The following is an 18,408-nucleotide window of genomic DNA, read 5'->3' on the forward strand; positions in this document are numbered from 1 at the left end:
GGAAGACAGGACTAAAGACTGTCGGAGCTGACCGGTACTAATAAGCCGATAACTTGATAATCACTACACTCATACCGTTGTAAAGGCTGGTAGGAGTGGCCAGAGATTGCTTGCGTCCACTTTGTGGTTCCCAGAAGACGGGCACCCCGCATCCTCCTTCGGGAGGAGCGGAACAATTGAATACACGCACGGCGTGTAACCCAGATTTGACCATGTGCCCTCGGGTGCGTGTGTCGCCAGGGTTACGGCGGCCATAGCGAGAGGGAAACGCCCGGTCACATTCCGAACCCGGAAGCTAAGACTCTCAGCGCCGATGGTACTGCAGGGGGGACCCTGTGGGAGAGTAGGACACCGCCGGACACCATTCACGATGGCCACCCAGAAATGGGTGGCCATCGCTGTTTAACCGGTCGGTCTCTGTTCGAGGACGAACAGTACCGGCCGGAGCGACGATGACCGTCGTCGCCCGACTCCGGAACGAGGAGCAGCGATGACTCAGCACGACCCGACGCCCTCTCCGGAATCGAGGCCGCTCCAGAACGGCTTCGACGTCGTGGAGGAACACGTCCTGTCAGACGAGCTCCTCCGGATCGAGCAGACTGCGCTCGACGAGAGGGCAGCCGGATACGTCCAGCTGCAGGAGCAGCTGCGCATCCGACTCGAGAACGCGGACCGCGAGCGATGACCGAAGACTCGCGACTCGACTCGGCTCTCGCCGAACGTGGCATCGCCCGGTCCCGCACCCATGCCGCTCGGATGATCGCCGACGGTCTGGTGACGGTGGACGGCGTCCCTGCACTGAAGCCCTCGATCCGCGTCCGCGACGATCAGGACGTCGCGGTCGCCGGCCTCGACCACTACGTCAGCCGAGCCGCCCACAAGCTGCTCGCCGCCCTCGACACCTTCGCGACGGTGCGAGTCGCCGGCCGGAACGCTCTCGACGTCGGGGCGTCGACGGGCGGGTTCTCGCAGGTCCTGCTCGAGCGCGGCGCCGCCTCGGTGATCGCGCTCGACGTCGGGCATGCCCAGCTCGCTCCGCGGATCCGGTCCGACGATCGCGTCCACGTGGTGGAGGGGTTCAATGCGCGGGATCTCACCGCCGCCCGGCTCGCCGAAGCCGCCAGGACCGCGATCGTGCCGGACCTGGTCGTGTCCGACGTGTCCTTCATCTCCCTGCGGATGGTTCTGCCTCCGGTCGCCGCCTCTGTGGATCCGCTCGCCGACTTCGTGGTGCTGGTGAAGCCGCAGTTCGAGGTCGGCCGCTTGGGAGTGCGGGAGGGGATCGTCCGGGATCCCGAGCTGCGTCGCGAGGCCCTCTCGGACGTCCTGTGGTCGGCGTGGGACCTGGGGCTCGGCGTCGTCGGCCTGGCCGAGTCGCCACTCCCGGGGGGCGCTGGGAATCGCGAGTATCTGGCGCACCTCCACCGCGACCGTGGAACGATTCCGACAGAATGGAGGGACGCGGTCACCGCGCTCACCACCGGATGACGCGATCGTGTCCGCCGCTGTCGACCGACCAGAAGGACACACCCTCGATGCAGTCCCCTCGTGACGAGCGCAACATCCTCGTCGTCGCCCACACCGGACGGACGGACTCCCTCGATGCGGCGGTCCTCGTCGTCGAGCGCCTCCGGAACTCCGGCGCCCACCCCGTCCTCTGCGCCGACGACAAGGGCGACATCGTCGCGGTCGCTCCGGATCTGAGCGACGTCGCCGTGCTCGGGTCCGACGTGCCGCTCGAGTCCATCGAGCTCGTGTTCGTGCTCGGCGGGGACGGGACCATCCTCCGCGCAGCGGAGATCGTCCGGTCCGGGACGGCCCCTCTGCTCGGCGTGAACCTCGGCCACGTCGGGTTCCTCGCGGAGAGCGAGCGGGACGATCTCGACGACGCCGTCGCCCGTGCGCTCGACGGCGACTACGCGGTCGAGGAGCGGATGACCCTGCAGGTGCGCGTCAAGATCGACGAGGCCGTCGTCTACGAGACCTGGGCGCTCAACGAGGCGACCGTCGAGAAGGGCAGCCGCGAGCGGATGCTCGAGGTCATGGTGGGCGTCGACGGACGTCCGCTGTCGAGCTTCGGCTGCGACGGCATCGTCGTGTCCACTCCGACCGGTTCCACCGCTTACGCCTTCTCCGGGGGCGGCCCCGTCGTGTGGCCGACCGTCGAGGCGATGCTCCTCGTTCCGCTCAGTGCCCACGCGCTCTTCGCGCGGCCCCTCGTCGTGGGCCCGTCGTCGAGCCTCGCCGTCGAGGTCAAGGAGAGGACCGACGGCGTCGGCGTCCTCTGGGCCGACGGCCGGCGCGCCTACGAGCTGCCGCCGGGAGCGCGCGTCGTCTACCGGCGCTCGCCCGTGCCCGTGCGCTTCGCACGCCTGCACGACGCCCCCTTCACCGATCGACTCGTGCACAAGTTCGGTCTCCCCATCCGCGGATGGCGGGGGTCGGCGGAGACGGAGTAAGGCCCGATGCTCGAAGAGCTGCAGATCCGCGACCTCGGAGTCATCGCCGAGGCGACGCTCCCGCTCGGACCGGGCTTCACCGCGGTCACCGGCGAGACCGGCGCCGGCAAGACGATGGTGGTCACGGCGCTCGGCCTCGTGCTGGGCGCGCGCTCGGACGCGTCCGCGGTGCGCTCGGGAGCGAAGCAGGCCTGGGTGTCGGGGCGCTGGCTGGTCCCCGAGGAGGGCCCGGTCGCCGAGCGCGTCCACGACGCCGGCGGCGATCTCGACGGCCCGGAGCTGCTCCTCGCGCGGTCCGTCTCGGCGGAGGGACGCGGGCGAGCCGTCGTCGGCGGCCGGAGCGCACCGGTCAGCGTGCTGAGCGAGCTCGCCGATCAGCTGGTCGTCGTGCACGGGCAGTCGGACCAGATCCGCCTCCGCTCCGCCGCGGCGCAACGCGAGGCGCTCGACCGGTTCGGCGGACCCGGTCTCGCCGACGCCCTCCGCGACTACGCGAGCGCCTTCGAGCGCTGGCGGGCCAACCGGGAGGAGCTCGATTCGCTCACCGAGGCCCGGGAGACGCGCGCCCGCGAAGCCGAACGGCTCCGCTCCGCCCTCGCCGAGATCGAGGTGGTCGCCCCCCAGCGCGGGGAGGACGTCGAGCTCGCGGCGCAGTCCGCCCGGCTCGGGAGCATCGAGCAGCTGCGGCTCGCCGCCGGCGAGGCCCGCGAGGCGATCTCGTCCGAGGAGCTGGACGGGCGGGACGCGCTCGGGCTCCTCGAGACGGCGCGGCGCGTGCTGGAGCGGGCGGCCGAGCACGACGCCGCCCTGCAGCCGACGGTCCAGACGCTCGGCGAGGCGGCGGTGCTCCTCGTCGACGCCGCCGGCGGGCTCTCCTCGTACCTGGCGGAGCTCGACCTCGACGGCGCGCACGACCTGGAGCTGATCGAGAACCGGCGGGCGGAGCTGTCTCTGCTCGCCCGCACCTACGGACCGACGCTGGACGACGTGCTCGACCTGGTGGACTCCTCCGGACTCCGCCTGCTCGAGCTCGACGGCGACGACGAGAGGATCGCGGCTCTCGAGGCAGACACCGCTGCCGACGCGGACCTCGTCGACCGCCTCGCGACCCGGCTGACCGAGCTGCGGACCGCGGCGGCCGCCGAGCTGGGGGAGCGGGTCAGCGACGAGCTCACCGCGCTGGCCATGGCGGATGCGCACCTGCACGTGAAGGTGACGGCCGCGGGGGAGCCGAGCGTCCACGGGCGCGACTCCGTCGAGATGCTGCTCCAGCCGCACACCGGGGCCGCACCCCGGCCCCTCGCCCGCGGAGCCTCGGGAGGCGAGCTCTCGCGGGTGATGCTCGCGATCGAGGTCGTGGTCGCCGCCAACGACCCCGTGCCGACGTTCGTCTTCGACGAGGTCGACGCAGGGGTCGGCGGAGCGGCGGCGATCGAGATCGGCCGACGGCTCGCGCGGCTCGCCGAGACGTCGCAGGTCATCGTGGTGACCCACCTCGCGCAGGTCGCCGCATTCGCCACGAACCACCTCCGCGTCGAGAAGGGCTCGGACGGCGCGGTGACCTCGAGCGCCGTGACGCAGCTCGACTCCGAGGAGCGGGTGTCCGAGATGGCGCGCCTGCTCTCGGGGCTCACCGACTCCGCCAACGCTCTCGCTCATGCGCGGGAGCTCCTCGAATCGAGTCGGCGGGGCTGATCGCGAGCGGCCCGGGACGACATCGATCCGTCCCGGGCGGTCCGCCGCCGCCGTTCTGCTGTTACGGTGGAACCCCGTGGTGGACTTTACGAACGCGGGCCTTTCCTCTTCTTCTCCCTCGGATCCCGAGGGCTCCTCCGGGTCCTCGACCCGGAGCGCTTCGACGGCCGGGCAGGACGCCCCCTCGAAGATCACGAAGCACATCTTCGTCACCGGCGGTGTCGTCTCCTCGCTCGGCAAGGGACTCACTGCCGCGAGCCTGGGCAACCTGCTGACCGCGCGCGGGCTGCGCGTCGTCATGCAGAAGCTCGACCCGTACCTCAACGTGGACCCGGGGACGATGAACCCGTTCCAGCACGGCGAGGTCTTCGTGACCGACGACGGCGCCGAGACCGATCTCGACATCGGCCACTACGAGCGCTTCCTCGACATCAACCTGAACCAGGCCGCGAACGTCACGACCGGCCAGATCTACTCGCGGGTCATCGCGCGGGAGCGCGCCGGCGAGTATCTCGGCGACACGGTCCAGGTCATCCCGCACATCACGGACGAGATCAAGCGGCGCATGCGCCTCCAGTCGGAGGACGACCCGCAGCCGGACGTCATCATCACCGAGATCGGCGGCACCGTCGGCGACATCGAGAGCCAGCCGTTCATCGAGTCGGCCCGCCAGGTCCGCCACGAGCTCGGCCGCCGCAACGTCTTCTTCGTGCACGTCTCGCTGGTGCCCTTCATGGGCGCCTCCGGCGAGCAGAAGACCAAGCCCACCCAGCACTCCGTCGCGGCGCTGCGCTCGATCGGCATCCAGCCGGACGCCCTGGTGCTGCGGAGCGACCGGCCCGTCTCGGAGTCGAACAAGCGCAAGATCGCGCTGATGTGCGACGTCGACGAGCAGGCCGTGGTCAACGCCAAGGACGTCGCGTCGATCTACGAGATCCCGCAGATGCTCAACGAGCAGGGCCTCGACGCCTACATCATCGACCAGCTGGGCCTCCCGGCCGGCGAGGTCGTCTGGGACGGCTGGTCGCGACTGCTCGAGGCCGTGCACGAGCCCAAGCACGAGGTCACCATCGGCCTGGTCGGGAAGTACATCGACCTGCCCGACGCCTACCTCTCCGTGACGGAGGCTCTGCGGGCCGGCGGCTTCGCGCAGCAGACGAAGGTCGCCATCCGCTGGATCGCCTCCGACGGGCTCGAGGACCCCGAGGCTGCGGCCAAGGCGCTCTCCGAGCTCGACGGCATCTGCGTGCCCGGCGGCTTCGGCATCCGCGGCATCGAGGGCAAGCTCGGCGCGCTGCGCTTCGCGCGGGAGAACGGGATACCGACCCTCGGGCTCTGCCTCGGCCTGCAGTGCATGGTCATCGAGTACGCCCGCAACGAGGCCGGCCTCGAGGGGGCCTCGTCGTCGGAGTTCGACCCGGAGACGGAGTTCCCCGTCATCGCGACGATGGCCGAGCAGGTCGAGATCCTCGCGTCCGGGGACATGGGCGGCACGATGCGCCTCGGCCTCTACACGGCCGAGCTCGCCGAGGGCTCGATCGTCGCCGAGGTGTACGGCGCACCTGAGGCTGCCGAGCGCCACCGTCACCGCTACGAGGTCAACAACCGCTACCGCGACCGGATCGCCGAGGCGGGGCTCTGGTTCTCGGGCCTCTCGCCCGACGGCCACCTCGTGGAGTACGTCGAGCTGCCCCGCGAGAAGCACCCCTACTACGTGGGCACGCAGGCGCACCCGGAGCTTCGCTCGCGCCCGAACGCCGCGCACCCGCTCTTCCGCGGCCTCGTGACCGCCGCCCTCGAGCGCCAGGAGGCCTCGCGCCTCTTCCCGGCATCGGAGGCGGGCGCCGATGAGTGAGCCGCTGTCGGACGAGCTCGTCGAGCCGGAGGTCCTGACCAGTGAGCGCGTCTTCGACGGGATGGTCTGGGGCGTCCGCGCCGAGACGTTCCGCTACGGCGGCGGCGAGCTGCGCCGGGAGTTCCTCGATCACACGGGAGCCGTCGCCGTGCTGGCCCTCGACGACGAGGACCGCGTCGCCCTGATCAAGCAGTACCGGCACCCTGTCCGCACCCGCGAGTGGGAGATCCCGGCCGGCCTGCTCGACGTGGAGGGCGAGGATCCCCTGGTCGCCGCTCAGCGGGAGCTGGGCGAGGAGACGGACCTGCAGGCCGAGCGCTGGGACCTGCTCTCGGAGTTCGCCACCTCGCCGGGCGGCAGCGACGAGGTCATCCGGATCTACCTGGCCCGCGGGCTCTCGTCCACCGGCTCCGCCTTCGACCGCGAGGCGGAGGAGGCCGACATGGAGCTGCGGTGGGTGCCGCTGGACGAGGCGGTCGAGGCGGTCCTCGCCCGCCGGGTGCAGAACCCCTCGCTGACGATCGCGGTGCTCGCGGCGCACGCGTTCCGCTCGCGCGACTGGGACGGGCTGGGCGACGCGTCCTCGCCGTGGACGCGCCACCCGCGGGTCCGCCACCCCCGGGGGTGAGCCCCCACGCCTGCGCCGAGGCGTACCTCCGGCAGGCGAGCGTGGAGCGCGGGCTCTCGGCGCACACGCTCGCGGCCTACCGGCGCGACCTGGAGCTCTACCTCGGCTGGCTCGAGGAGCGCGGGACCGTCGATCTGGCGGAGCTCGGACGGGTCGACGTGGGGGAGTTCTCCTCCTGGCTGGCCGCACGCCCGGAGCGGCCGCTCGCGGCGAGCTCGCGCGCACGGATCCTCTCGAGCGTCCGAGGGCTGCACCGCTTCGCCCTCGAGGAGGGGGTCGTCGCGGACGACGTTGCCCGGGACGTGGTGCCGCCGAAGATCCCGATGACCCTGCCGAAGGCGGTCACGGTCGAGCAGATGGCGGCACTGCTCGACGCGGCGCGCGGCGAGGAGCTCGCGGACCTGCGGGACCGGGCCCTGCTGGAGCTGCTCTATGCGACGGGCGCGCGCATCTCGGAGGCGGTGGACCTGAACGTCGACGACGTGGTCGCCGCGGAGGTGGTGCGGCTGACGGGCAAGGGGTCCAAGCAGCGGATGGTGCCGCTCGGCCGCTTCGCCCGCGAGGCGGTCGACGAGTACCTCGTCCGTGCGCGGCCCGAGCTCTCGCGGAGGGGGCGCGCGACGCCGGCGCTCTTCCTGGGGGTCCGCGGGAGCCGCCTGTCGCGGCAGAGCGCCTGGCTGGTCATCCGCGCCGTCGCCGAGAAGGCCGGGCTGGACCGGGAGATCTCGCCGCACACCTTCCGGCACTCGTTCGCGACCCACCTGCTCGCGGGCGGTGCCGACGTCCGCGTGGTGCAGGAGCTCCTCGGGCACGCCTCGGTGGCGACGACGCAGATCTACACGCTGGTGACGGCGGACACGCTCCGGGACGTCTACACGTCCGCGCACCCGCGAGCGCGGCGCTAGAGCCGCGGCCCCGCGCGGCGGGGCGCGGCGGCCGGGGAGCGGGGCGCCGGTACACTCGTCGGAGGCCGCGCGGGAGCGCACGCCGCCACGGAAGCGAGGACGACGCAGGTGACACGCAAGACGGACGACAAGGCCGAGCTCACCGGTCTCGAAGCCCCGACGCTCGGCCCGACCGGCCGCCCCCTGCGCGAATTCCCGCTGCCGGTGGAGCTCACCGGTCACGGCCCCGCTCGAATCATCTCGCTCTGCAACCAGAAGGGCGGCGTCGGCAAGACGACGACGACCATCAACCTGGGCGCGACCCTCGCCGAGTACGGCCGCCGCGTGCTGGCCATCGACTTCGACCCGCAGGGCGCCCTCTCGGCCGGCCTCGGGGTCACGACCTACGACGCCATCACGATCTACGACCTGCTCCTCGGCACCGTGAAGGACCCGGCCGAGGCGATCCGGAGGACCCGCGTGCCGGGCCTGGACGTCATCCCGGCCAACATCGACCTCTCCGCCGCCGAGGTCCATCTCGTCAACGAGGTCGCGCGCGAGCAGATCCTCGCTCGCGTGCTCCGCAAGGTGAGCGCGGACTACGACGTCATCCTGATCGACTGCCAGCCCTCGCTGGGCCTGCTCACGGTCAACGCGCTCACCGCGAGCCACGGCGTCCTCATCCCGCTCGAGTGCGAGTTCTTCGCGCTGCGCGGCGTCGCCCTGCTGATCGAGACGATCGACAAGGTCCGCGACCGGCTCAACCCGGTGATCGAGCTCGACGGCATCCTGCCCACGATGTACGACTCCCGCACCCTGCACTCGCGGGAGGTGCTCGACCGGGTGGTCGACGCCTTCGGCGACAGCGTGCTCGAGACGGTGATCGGCCGCACGGTGAAGTTCCCGGACGCCAGCGTGTCCGGCGTCCCGATCACCCAGTTCGCGCCCGAGCACAACGCCGCGAAGGCGTACCGCAAGCTCGCCAGGGAGCTGATCTCGCGTGGCGCGGTCGCCTGAGGTCCTCCTCGAGGAGCGCGCCGCTCCCATCGGGTTCCACCTCGCGCTGACCAACTTCGAGGGTCCGTTCGACCTCCTGCTGAGCCTCATCGCGAAGCAGCAGGTCGACATCACCGAGATCGCGCTGCGCGCCGTGACGGACGAGTTCCTCTCGTACCTGCACGGGATCGACTCGCTCGAGGGGCTGGACCGCGCGTCGGAGTTCCTCGTCGTCGCCGCGACGCTCCTCGACCTGAAGATCGCCGGACTCCTGCCCCAGGGCGAGCTCGTGGACGCGGAGGACGCGGCGCTGCTGGAGGCGCGAGACCTGCTGTTCGCCCGGCTCCTGCAGTACCGGGCCTTCAAGCAGGTGTCGTCGTGGTTCGCCGAGCGGATCGCGATCGAGACCGCCCGCCACGTGCGGGACGTGCCTCTGGAGGAGGAGTACCGGTCCGCGAAGCCGGAGCTCGTCTGGACCCTGTCGCCCGCCGACTTCGCCGCCCTCGCGACCGTCGCCCTCGCTCCGCGCGAGCTGCCGACGGTGGGCCTGGACCACCTGCACGCCCCGCAGATCAGCATCCGGGAGCAGGCCGCCCACGTCGTGGCGGTGCTGCGCGCCCGCGGGAGGGCCACCTTCGGCGAGCTGATCGCGGACGCCGACGAGAAGGGCGTGATCGTCGCGCGCTTCCTGGCCGTGCTCGAGCTCTACCGGCACGCCGCGATCTCGTTCGACCAGCCGGAGCCGCTCGGCGAGCTCACGCTGCGCTGGGTCGCCGAGCAGTGGAGCGATGCGAGCCTCGCCGCGCTCGGAGCCGACTATGACTCCTGACGCCGGCCCCGGGACCGTCGCGTTCGAGATCGACCGGGCGATCGAGGCGATCCTGATGGTCGCGGACGAGCCGCAGCCGCTCGCCTCCCTCGCGACCGCGCTGTCGAGGCCGATCGCCGTGGTCCGCCAGTCGATCGAGCGCCTGGTAGCCGACTACGACGGCGCCGACGGGGCGATCCGCCGGGGCTTCGAGCTGCGCGAGGTCGGTGCCGGCTGGCGGATCTACGTGCGCCGCGAGTACGACCCGGTGGTCAGGGACTTCGTCCTGACGCAGAACCCGACGCGGCTCTCGCAGGCGGCGCTCGAGACGCTCGCCGTGATCGCCTACAAGCAGCCGGTCTCGCGCGGTCAGGTCGCGCAGATCCGCGCGGTCAACGTCGACTCCGTCGCGCGCACCCTCCTCGGCCGCGGCCTCATCGCGGAGGTCGGCCACGACCCCGAGACGGGCGCGGTCCTCTACGGCACCACCGAGCAGCTGCTCGTGCACCTCGGCCTCACCTCGCTCGACGAGCTGCCGAAGATCTCCCCCCTACTGAGCGACGGAAGAGACGGATTCGATGAGCGCGCCTGACAGCGGCCCCGACGGCGAACGACTGCAGAAGGTCCTCGCGGCAGCGGGGGTCGCCTCCCGACGAGTGGTCGAGGAGATGATCGTGGCGCGGCGGATCCGCGTCAACGGCGAGGTGGCGGACGAGCTCGGCCGCCGCATCGACCCGGCGACCGACCGGATCGAGGTCGACGGGGTCGCGGTGCAGCTGGACACCTCGCGCCGCTACGTCATGCTCAACAAGCCGATCGGCGTCGTCAGCTCGCTGGCGGACGAGAACGGACGCACCGACCTCAGCCTCTACACGAAGAACTTCGAGGAGCGGCTGTTCAACGTCGGGCGCCTCGACGCCGAGACCTCGGGCCTGTTGGTGCTGACCAACGACGGCGAGCTCGCCCACGTCCTCGCGCACCCGTCGTTCGGAGTGACGAAGACCTACATCGCGAAGGTGCACGGGCAGGTGCTCCCGCAGACGATCGCGACGCTGACCACCGGGATCGAGCTCGACGACGGACCGGTGGCCGCCGACAAGGCGCGTCTCCTCGGCCGGCCGGAGGGCCGCTCGAACGCCTCGCTCGTCGAGATCACCCTGCACTCCGGTCGCAACCGGGTCGTCCGCCGGATGATGGCGGCGGTCGGCCACCCGGTGATCGAGCTCGTCCGGCGCCAGTTCGGGCCGCTGCACCTGGGCACCCTGCGCTCGGGCGATCTGCGCGACCTGACCCGGGAGGAGCTGGGCGCGCTGCTCACGATCGCGCGGCAGGGCGGCGAGGCGGTGGCGGCCGCTCCCGCGGTCCCCTCGAAGAAGGCGAGCGCGGGTGCGCGGCGGCCCCGGCCTGACAGCGGCGAGCGCGTCGCCCCGGCGGAGCGCGGCTCGGCCGGGCGATCCTCGGATCGCGGCGGATCGTCCGGACGGTCGTCCGACCGCGGCGGCTCGGCGGGACGGTCGTCCGATCGCGGCGGCTCCTCCGCCGGCGGCGGGCGGAGCGACGGTCCTCCGCGCCGGTCCGGCGCCGACAAGCAGCGCCGTGCCGATCGCTAGGCTGTCGGGGTGAACGAGCTCCTGCACCCCGCGCCGCCCGCGATGCGGACGACCGGGACGGTGCGGGTGGTCGGCTCCGGACTGCTCGGCGCCTCCATCGGCCTCGGCCTCGCCTCCCGCGGGATCGACGTCGTCCTCGACGACGCCTCGCCCGCGAGCCTCTCTCTCGCCATCGACTACGGGGCCGGCCGCGCCGCCTCCGCCGACGACCGGCCCTCCGTCGTCGTCGTCTGCGTCCCCCCTGACGTCACCGCGAGCGTCGTCGAGCGCGAGCTCGCGGCGCATCCCGGAGCCGTCGTCACCGACGTGGCGAGCGTCAAGACCCAGCCGCTGCGCGAGCTGCGCTCCCGCGGCGTCGACCTCGCCCGCTACATCGGCTCGCACCCGATGGCCGGCCGCGAGCGCGGCGGACCGGTCGCCGCGCGGGGAGACCTCTTCGTCGGCAGACCCTGGGTGATCTGCCGCGACGGCGAGACCGCGCCCGACGCGCTCGCGCGGGTGGAGGGCCTCGCTCTCGACCTCGGCGGCACCATCGTCGAGATGGACCCGGAGGAGCACGACCTCTCGGTCGGCCTCGTCTCGCACGCCCCGCAGGTGATCTCGTCACTGCTCGGCCAGCGCCTCCTCGACGCCCCGAACGCGGCGCTCCGCCTCGCCGGGCAGGGCGTCCGCGACGTCTCGCGCCTGGCGGCCTCGGCCCCCGAGCTCTGGATGCAGATCCTGGCCGCGAACCGCGAGCACGTCGTCGCGGTGCTCGACGCCTTCCGCGACGACGTCGCCGCGGTCGCCGACGCTCTCCGCGACCTCGAGGCGCCCGGCTCGCGCCGCGTGCTCGCCGAGCACCTGGCCGCGGGCAACGCCGGAGTGGCGCGCCTGCCCGGCAAGCACGGCCAGGACCAGCGCTTCTCGACCCTGATCGTCCTCGTCGACGACTCTCCCGGAACCCTCGCGCGACTCCTGGTCGAGATCGGCGAGGCGGGCGTCAACCTCGAGGACGTGCGCCTCGAGCACGCGCAGGGGCGCCGAGTGGGTCTCGCCGAGATCTCGGTGGTGCCCGAAGCGGTCGCGCCGCTGACCGAAGAACTGACCATACGCGGCTGGAGGATCGCCGGATGAGCACCGAGCAGAACAGGCAGGAGGGCGGCCTGAACAGGATGACGCCCGCCCGCCGGGCACAGCAGAGGATCCCGGAGGACGGGGGCGCGGCTCCCGAGCGCGAGGCGCGCTCCGAGGCCGCCGAGCAGGGCGACTTCGGCGAGGCCGTCGTGGTCGCCATCGACGGCCCGGCCGGCAGCGGCAAGTCCAGCGTGTCGAGGGCTGCCGCCCGCCGCCTCGACTTCGAGTTCCTCGACACGGGAGCGGCCTACCGCGCGCTCGCCTGGCACGGGCTCGACCGCGGCCTCGACTTCGAGGACCAGGACGCGATCGTCGACGCGCTCGACGGCTTCGACTACTCCATCGGCACCGACCCCGAGTCGTACTCGGTGTGGGTCGGTCCGACCGAGGTGACCACCGCCATCCGCGAGCCCCGGGTGACCGCGCGCGTCTCGGCCGTGGCGAAGGTCCCCGAGGTCCGTCGGAGGATCACACTGCTGTTCCGGAGGATCATCGGCGAGACGCGTCGGGAGGGCATCATCGTCGAGGGCCGCGACATCACGACGGTCGTCGCACCGACCGCTCCGGTCCGGATCCTGCTGACGGCGAGCGAAGAGGCTAGAATGGCCAGGCGTTCGCGCGAGGTCACCACGGAATCCGCCGAGGCGACGGGTCAGGCGCTGCGGTCGAGGGACCGCGCCGACTCGCAGGTGGTCGACTTCATGAACGCCGCAGAAGGAGTCACTCTTCTCGACTCCACTCATCTCGACTTCGAGCAGACCGTCGACGCGGTCGTCGCCGAGGTCCGAACTTCGAGAGCAAGGGCCGGTCATGGCACAGGACACGCACGTCGGTGACGACGAGCTGAACTTCGGAGACGACGACCTCGTCGAGCGCCTCGGCGACCTCGACGAGCAGCTCGCCTCCTCACGCGCGCAGGCGCTCCGCAGCGGACTCGAGGACTACGACCTCGACGAGGAGGACCTCGACCTCCTCGAGTTCGCCGGGGAGGACTCGGACGAGGTCCGCTACCTCCCCGCCCTCCCGGTCGTGGCGATCGTGGGCCGCCCCAACGTCGGCAAGTCCGCGCTGGTGAACCGCATCCTGGGCCGCCGCGAGGCCGTCGTCGAGGACACCCCGGGCGTCACGCGCGACCGCGTGTCCTACAAGGCGGAGTGGATCGACCGGGCGTTCACCATCGTCGACACCGGCGGCTGGGAGCCCGACGCCCGCGGCATCGACGCCTCCGTCGCCATGCAGGCCGAGATCGCCATCGACCTCGCCGACGCCGTCATCTTCGTCGTCGACGCGAACGTCGGCGCGACCGCGACCGACGAGCACGTCGTGAAGCTGCTGCGCAAGACGAAGAAGCCGGTCTTCCTCGCCGCCAACAAGGTGGACGACGCCCGCCAGGAGCCGAACGCCGCCTCGCTGTGGTCGCTCGGCCTGGGCGAGCCCCGCCCCGTCTCGGCCGTCCACGGCCGCGGCGTCGCCGACCTTCTCGACGCGGTGCTCGAGAAGCTCCCTCTGGAGTCGGCCGTCGCCAAGCGCGAGGTCGGCGGGCCGCGCCGCGTCGCGATCCTCGGCCGCCCGAACGTCGGCAAGTCCAGCCTGCTCAACAAGGCGGCGGGGGAGGAGCGGGTCGTCGTCAACGAGCTCGCCGGCACCACGCGCGACCCGGTCGACGAGCAGGTCGAGATCGCCGGCAAGGTCTGGCGCTTCGTCGACACCGCGGGCATCCGCCGCCGCGTGCACCTCCAGCAGGGCGCCGACTTCTACGCGTCGCTGCGCACCTCGACCGCGCTCGAGAAGGCCGAGGTCGCCGTCGTCGTCCTCGACGTCTCGCAGCCGATCTCGGAGCAGGACGTCCGCATCATCGACCTGGTGCTGGAGTCGGGCCGGGCGCTCGTGCTCGCCTTCAACAAGTGGGACCTCCTCGACGACGAGCGCCGCCGCTACCTCGAGCGCGAGATCGAGACCGACCTCGCCCACGTGGCGTGGGCGCCCCGCGTCAACATCTCGGCCCGCACCGGTCGCCACCTCGAGAAGCTCGTGCCGGCGCTCGAGCTCGCCCTCGAGTCGTGGGACACGCGCATCCCGACAGGCAAGTTCAACGCGTTCCTCGCCGAGCTCACCGCGGCGCACCCGCACCCCCTCCGCGGAGGCAAGCAGCCCCGCGTGCTCTTCGGCACGCAGGCCTCGTCGCGCCCGCCGACATTCGTCCTCTTCACGACCGGGTTCCTCGACCCGGGCTACCGCCGCTACATCGCGCGCCGCCTGCGTGAGATCTACGGCTTCCAGGGTTCGCCGGTGAACGTCAACATGCGCGTCCGCGAGAAGCGCGCGCGCTGAGCGCAGCCGCACCGTGTCCGGCCCGTGGGAGCTCCTCCCGCGGGCCGTCCGCGTCTCCGGGAGGAACGGTCGTCGAGTCGCGGGGGCGGATGCCGCTCCGGTGCGTCTCGGTCGAGCAGATCGCACTCGTCTCGAGCGGGAGTGACGGGCGGCGCGGCGCTGCCGGAGGCCCAGCGGCGTCCCTCGAACCGGGAGGTCGTCTCTCCGAGCGGGCGTCGGCAGGGCCGGGAGGCCGGTCAGTCGCCGGTGGCGAAGGGCCACCACGGCGGCAGGAGCCGTCGGTAGGCGGCGAGGTAGCTGCCGGGATCGCGGGGCGCGGGCAGGCGGAGCCACTGCTCCATCAGGCCGACGGAGCCCGCCGCGAGGAACGAGGCCGTCGCGTCCTCGAGGAACCCGAGCGGTGCGTCCGCGGGCGGGACGTCGAGGATCCCGGTGTCGAGCGTCGCGGAGACGGCGGTGCGGAAGTGCCCCGCGAGCATCGAGCGGAGGCCCGAGTCGCCGCCGGGGGCGTCGAAGGCGCGGAGGTAGAGGTCGCGGTGGCCGTCCAGGTGGCCGAGGACGCGGGAGGTGCCCTCGCGGATGCTCGCGTCGGTCGTGGCGCCGCTCCGGAGCTGCTGGAGGTAGCCCTCGCGGATCGCGTCGAGCTCGTCCTGCAGGGCTGCGCAGAGCAGTTCTGCGGCGGAGGAGGCGTGGGCGTAGAAGGTGGAGCGGTTCACGCCGGCGAGATCCGTGATCTCGGAGACGGTGAGGGTGGCGACGTCGCGGCCGGTCGCGAGTTCGATGATGGCCCGGTGCAGGGCCACCTGTGATCGCTTCTGCCGCGCATCCACTGCTGACGCCTCCCGAGCTGCCGACGGCGCGTCGACCCGTGCCGACGCGTTCCGCGCAGCGAGTCTACGGGGCCCGCTCGTTTTCACTTCCGGCGTCGGCATCCGCTAAGGTAGTCGAGTTGCCCGGGCCTCGGCCCGGTCTGCCACGGGCTGTGGCGCAGCTTGGTAGCGCACTTGACTGGGGGTCAAGGGGTCGCAGGTTCAAATCCTGTCAGCCCGACGGAAAGCCCTGATGAGACCACTGGTCGTCGTCAGGGCTTCCGTCGTTTCCGGGCCTCGTCGTGATGCTGCGGACCGCTCACCGGAGCGCTGCGGCGACCTCGGCGAAGGCCTCGCGACGTCGAGCGGAGCGCGCCTCCCGCTCGGCGGGATCCCGTGCCCAGAGCGCCTGTCGCGACGGATGGAAGGTGCGGATCACCGTGAGGCCGCGCTCGCGCTCGATCGCCGGGTGCCGCCTGAGGAGGCGCCGCCAGCCGTGATCGGCGTCGCCGCCCTGCAGGAGGACCACCTCGACGTCGGGGGCGAGCGCGAGCAGATGCAGGACGGTCTCGACGCCGGCGTCGAGCTGCTCGGCGTTCGGCGCCTGGTTGATGTACCAGGGGTAGGCGTTCCACGGCAGCAGGTCGACGGGGGCGAGGCCCACCTCGTCCATCAGCCCGGCCATGAGCTCCGCCGTCGGGTCGTCGTTCTCGGTGCAGAGGAAGCCGCTTCCGATGCCGTCCTGAGTGGCGGGGCCGGGATCGCGGAGGACGCTGAGGACGCGCGCCTCCACTCCGCCGTGCAGGGGCGCGACGTAGGGCAGCCAGCCGCGTCCGTAGGGGTTCCGCAGCTCGTCGATCCAGCGGTTCACGGGAGCCACGTGCGGTGAGTAGCGCTGCTCCCACTGGGCGCGGCGGAAGGAGAGGTCGGCCATGGAACGGGGCATGTCCGCACCCTAGAGGGTCACCGGGGCGGCGCGGCACCCTTCCTGGTCGTCGGCCGTGCCGGCGGCGTCCGGACTGAGAAGCCGGAGCGGCATGCACGGCGTCTCCCCGACCGCCCGCAAGGGCGGCGGCAGGCCGGCTCCCTAGCGTCGGTGGACGTGACCGACTCCGCTCCGCTCGCCCGCTGGTGGCGGGAACCCTGGTGGGCGCGGCTCACCCTCCTGGCGATCCTGATCGGGTCGGCGGTGCTCACCGGGTGGAATCTCGCCCGGGGCGGAGACGCCGTCTTCTACGAGGCGGCGGCACGGTCGATGTCGGAGTCGTGGCACGCGCTGGCGTTCGGAGCCTTCGATCCCGCCGCCACGGTGACGCTGGACAAGCTGGCGGGGTTCGCGGTGCCGCAGGCGCTGAGCATCCGGCTGTTCGGCATGTCGACGTCGTCGATCGCGCTGCCGCAGCTGATCGAGGGGCTGATCACGGTCGCGGCGTGCTCGGTCGTCGGGCTCCGGTGGGGCGGCCGGGGGCTCGGGCTGGTCGCGGCGGCAGCGGCGGCGAGCACGCCGATCCTCGTGTCGATGTTCGGGCACCCGATGGAGGACGGGCTGCTCACGGCGGCACTCGCCGTGGCGCTGGTGTGGTGGCAGCGCGCGGTGCTGACCGGGCGGTGGTGGCCGCTCCTGATGACCGGGCTGTCCATCGGGATCGGCTTCCAGGCGAAGATGATGCAGGCCTGGTTCGTCCTGCCGGCGCTCGTGGTGGCGACTCTCGTCGGGGTGCACGGGTGGCGCCGAGCCCTCGCCTGGACGGGCGGGCTCCTGGCCGTCGCGGTGGGCGCCTCCGTGGCGTGGACGGTCGCGATCCAGGCGGTGCCCGCGGGCGACCGGCCGTACATCGACGGGTCGACGGGGAACGACGTGTTCGCAATGGTGTTCGGATTCGACGGGCTCGACCGGCTGATCTCGGGCGCGGTGCCCGGCGCCGTCGTCGCGTCCGCCCACGTCGCGGCGATGGGCGGAGCGGCGGGATCGTCGCCGGTGAAGCTTCTGCTCGCGCAGTACGCGACCCAGGTGGGCTGGCTGTACCCCGCGGCGCTCGCGGGGCTGATCCTGGGGGCGGTGCGCTGGCGGCCGCGGCGGGGGAGCACCCGCGGTCCGTTCGCCCTCCTGGTCCTGACCGCGGTGTGGCTGGCGACAGCGGCGGCGGTGCTCTCGGTGGCGACGGTGCCGCACACCGCCTACGTCGCGGCGATCGGAGTGCAGCTGGCGCTCCTCGCGGCGCTGGGCTGGGCGGAAGCGGTGCGGCTGCTCGCGTCGACCCGGGTCGTCGCGCGGCTGGCGCTGCCGCTCCTCCTCGTCGCGCAGACGGCGTGGAGCGCGGTGCTCGCCGTGGGCGGGCAGCTGCCCGCGGTGCTGGGCCTGCCGTTCGCGGCGCTCGCCGGAGCAGGGCTCGTCGTGGTCGCGGTGGCGGCGCGGCGACGGAGGGGCGGTGCGGTGGAGCGAGCGGTCGGGAGCCGTAGGGGAGCGGCCCGCCGTCGTCCCGTCGCGCTCGCGGCAGCGGTCGTGATCCTGGCCGGGCCGGTCGCGTTCAGCCTGCAGGTGCTCGAAGCGTCCCTCGACGGGTCGGGCGGCGACGCGCTCGTCGGCCTGCGCTTCCCGCAGCGGGCCGAGACCTCGGCTCCGTTCGCGGTCTCGTCGCCGGACGCGGTCGGCGGGCACGACTCGATGACCGCCGACGAGACCGGCCTGGTCGCCGCCGCTCGTGCCGCCGGCGGCGGGGTGGACGGAGCGCCCCTGTTCCTCACCGACTCCTGGGCGATCTCGGCGCCGATCATCACGGCGACCGGCGCGAGCGTGCTCACCGACGGCGGCTACTCCGGCCAGGCGCGGGTCTTCACCGAGCAGGACGTCACCCGGATGATCGCGGCAGGACGCACGCCTCTGCTGGTGCTGAAGGACTCCGCTCCGCCGACCGAGTCGGTGCGGAAGGCCGTGGTGGCGGACGGGTGCACCGAGCTGCAGGAGTGGGGGCGGGCGGCGACGGAGTCGGGGGAGCACGCCTCCGCGGTCACCGGGTTCTCTCTGTGGCGGTGCGGACCGGTGAGCTCGGCGGGCGGGGTGGCGGCTGTGGGCTGGTGACGGCGTCGGGTGATCCTCGCGTCGACGAGATCGCGACCCCGGCGGAACGGCGAGGAGCGGCTGCCGTCGTCCTGCCGCTCGCAGGATCGGGGCGGGCCGAGGAGGTCGGGTCCGCGAGCGGGACGGCCCCTGGCGCCT

16 protein-coding genes, 1 tRNA gene, 1 rRNA gene and 1 pseudogene are annotated in these 18,408 nt (G+C 72.4%); 17 read left to right on the plus strand and 2 right to left on the minus strand.

The window, feature by feature from the left end; translation table 11 throughout:
* Nucleotides 1–243 precede the first annotated feature (243 nt).
* From rrf to der, 15 genes and pseudogenes are all read left to right on the plus strand, one after another.
* Nucleotides 244–360: ribosomal RNA gene (gene rrf, locus C5C69_RS02905) — 5S ribosomal RNA — on the plus strand.
* A gap of 130 nt (nt 361–490) precedes the next feature.
* Nucleotides 491–685: a hypothetical protein gene (locus C5C69_RS02910; RefSeq protein ID WP_104233395.1), complete on the plus strand. Its 195-nt coding sequence runs from the start codon at nt 491–493 to the stop codon at nt 683–685.
* On the plus strand, nt 682–1,488 hold the full coding sequence (locus tag C5C69_RS02915; protein ID WP_104233394.1) for a TlyA family RNA methyltransferase: 807 nt from the start codon (nt 682–684) through the stop codon (nt 1,486–1,488). Before C5C69_RS02910 ends, C5C69_RS02915 begins: the two co-directional genes overlap by 4 nt.
* Nucleotides 1,489–1,535: 47 nt before the next feature.
* The gene (locus C5C69_RS02920) at nt 1,536–2,459 is read left to right on the plus strand and encodes an NAD kinase (protein WP_104222498.1); all 924 of its coding nucleotides are present in this window, start codon (nt 1,536–1,538) and stop codon (nt 2,457–2,459) included.
* A 6-nt stretch (nt 2,460–2,465) separates the two neighbouring features.
* Complete coding sequence (gene recN / locus C5C69_RS02925; RefSeq protein ID WP_104233393.1) at nt 2,466–4,154, plus strand: DNA repair protein RecN; 1,689 nt, start codon at nt 2,466–2,468, stop codon at nt 4,152–4,154.
* Nucleotides 4,155–4,344: 190 nt separating this feature from the next.
* Nucleotides 4,345–6,009 carry a CTP synthase gene (locus C5C69_RS02930; protein ID WP_104222604.1) on the plus strand — a complete coding sequence of 555 codons (1,665 nt, stop codon included), beginning with the start codon at nt 4,345–4,347 and terminating at the stop codon, nt 6,007–6,009.
* On the plus strand, nt 6,002–6,637 hold the full coding sequence (locus tag C5C69_RS02935; RefSeq protein ID WP_104233392.1) for an NUDIX hydrolase: 636 nt from the start codon (nt 6,002–6,004) through the stop codon (nt 6,635–6,637). Before C5C69_RS02930 ends, C5C69_RS02935 begins: the two co-directional genes overlap by 8 nt.
* Entirely contained in the window at nt 6,634–7,542 is a 909-nt protein-coding gene (xerD, locus tag C5C69_RS02940; RefSeq protein ID WP_104233391.1) for a site-specific tyrosine recombinase XerD, read from the plus strand. The genes C5C69_RS02935 and xerD overlap by 4 nt, the downstream gene beginning before the upstream one ends.
* A 108-nt stretch (nt 7,543–7,650) precedes the next feature.
* Nucleotides 7,651–8,538, plus strand: a complete 888-nt coding sequence (locus tag C5C69_RS02945; protein ID WP_104233390.1) for a ParA family protein — start codon at nt 7,651–7,653, stop codon at nt 8,536–8,538.
* The gene (locus C5C69_RS02950; protein ID WP_104233389.1) at nt 8,522–9,346 is read left to right on the plus strand and encodes a ScpA family protein; all 825 of its coding nucleotides are present in this window, start codon (nt 8,522–8,524) and stop codon (nt 9,344–9,346) included. Before C5C69_RS02945 ends, C5C69_RS02950 begins: the two co-directional genes overlap by 17 nt.
* Nucleotides 9,336–9,917, plus strand: coding sequence for an SMC-Scp complex subunit ScpB (scpB, locus tag C5C69_RS02955; protein ID WP_104233388.1), 582 nt, complete (start codon nt 9,336–9,338; stop codon nt 9,915–9,917). The genes C5C69_RS02950 and scpB overlap by 11 nt, the downstream gene beginning before the upstream one ends.
* Nucleotides 9,904–10,674: pseudogene (locus tag C5C69_RS02960) on the plus strand (pseudouridine synthase); the annotation flags it as partial. The gene scpB and the pseudogene C5C69_RS02960, both read left to right, overlap by 14 nt.
* Before the next feature lie 303 nt (nt 10,675–10,977).
* Nucleotides 10,978–12,051: a prephenate dehydrogenase gene (locus C5C69_RS02965; RefSeq protein WP_104222605.1), complete on the plus strand. Its 1,074-nt coding sequence runs from the start codon at nt 10,978–10,980 to the stop codon at nt 12,049–12,051.
* A complete protein-coding gene (gene cmk, locus C5C69_RS02970; protein ID WP_258065121.1) occupies nt 12,048–12,887 on the plus strand; it encodes a (d)CMP kinase in 840 nt (279 codons plus the stop codon). The genes C5C69_RS02965 and cmk overlap by 4 nt, the downstream gene beginning before the upstream one ends.
* Entirely contained in the window at nt 12,862–14,382 is a 1,521-nt protein-coding gene (gene der, locus C5C69_RS02975) for a ribosome biogenesis GTPase Der (RefSeq protein ID WP_104222506.1), read from the plus strand. The genes cmk and der overlap by 26 nt, the downstream gene beginning before the upstream one ends.
* Nucleotides 14,383–14,618: 236 nt before the next feature.
* Here the strand turns inward: der and C5C69_RS02980 are convergent, their stop codons facing one another.
* Nucleotides 14,619–15,185, minus strand: coding sequence for a TetR/AcrR family transcriptional regulator (locus tag C5C69_RS02980; RefSeq protein ID WP_104257291.1), 567 nt, complete (start codon nt 15,183–15,185; stop codon nt 14,619–14,621).
* A 173-nt stretch (nt 15,186–15,358) separates the two neighbouring features.
* Here C5C69_RS02980 and C5C69_RS02985 point away from each other — a divergent pair.
* A tRNA-Pro gene (locus tag C5C69_RS02985) sits at nt 15,359–15,432 on the plus strand.
* Nucleotides 15,433–15,510: 78 nt separating this feature from the next.
* Here C5C69_RS02985 and C5C69_RS02990 read toward each other — a convergent pair.
* Complete coding sequence (locus C5C69_RS02990) at nt 15,511–16,137, minus strand: uracil-DNA glycosylase (protein WP_104257292.1); 627 nt, start codon at nt 16,135–16,137, stop codon at nt 15,511–15,513.
* Nucleotides 16,138–16,293: 156 nt separating this feature from the next.
* On the opposite strand from C5C69_RS02990, the gene C5C69_RS02995 reads away from it, so the two are divergent.
* On the plus strand, nt 16,294–18,270 hold the full coding sequence (locus C5C69_RS02995) for a glycosyltransferase family 39 protein (protein ID WP_104257335.1): 1,977 nt from the start codon (nt 16,294–16,296) through the stop codon (nt 18,268–18,270).
* Nucleotides 18,271–18,408: the final 138 nt, after the last annotated feature.

This window comes from Rathayibacter sp. AY1C7 (assembly GCF_002931865.1).
Classification (GTDB): Bacteria; Actinomycetota; Actinomycetes; order Actinomycetales; family Microbacteriaceae; genus Rathayibacter.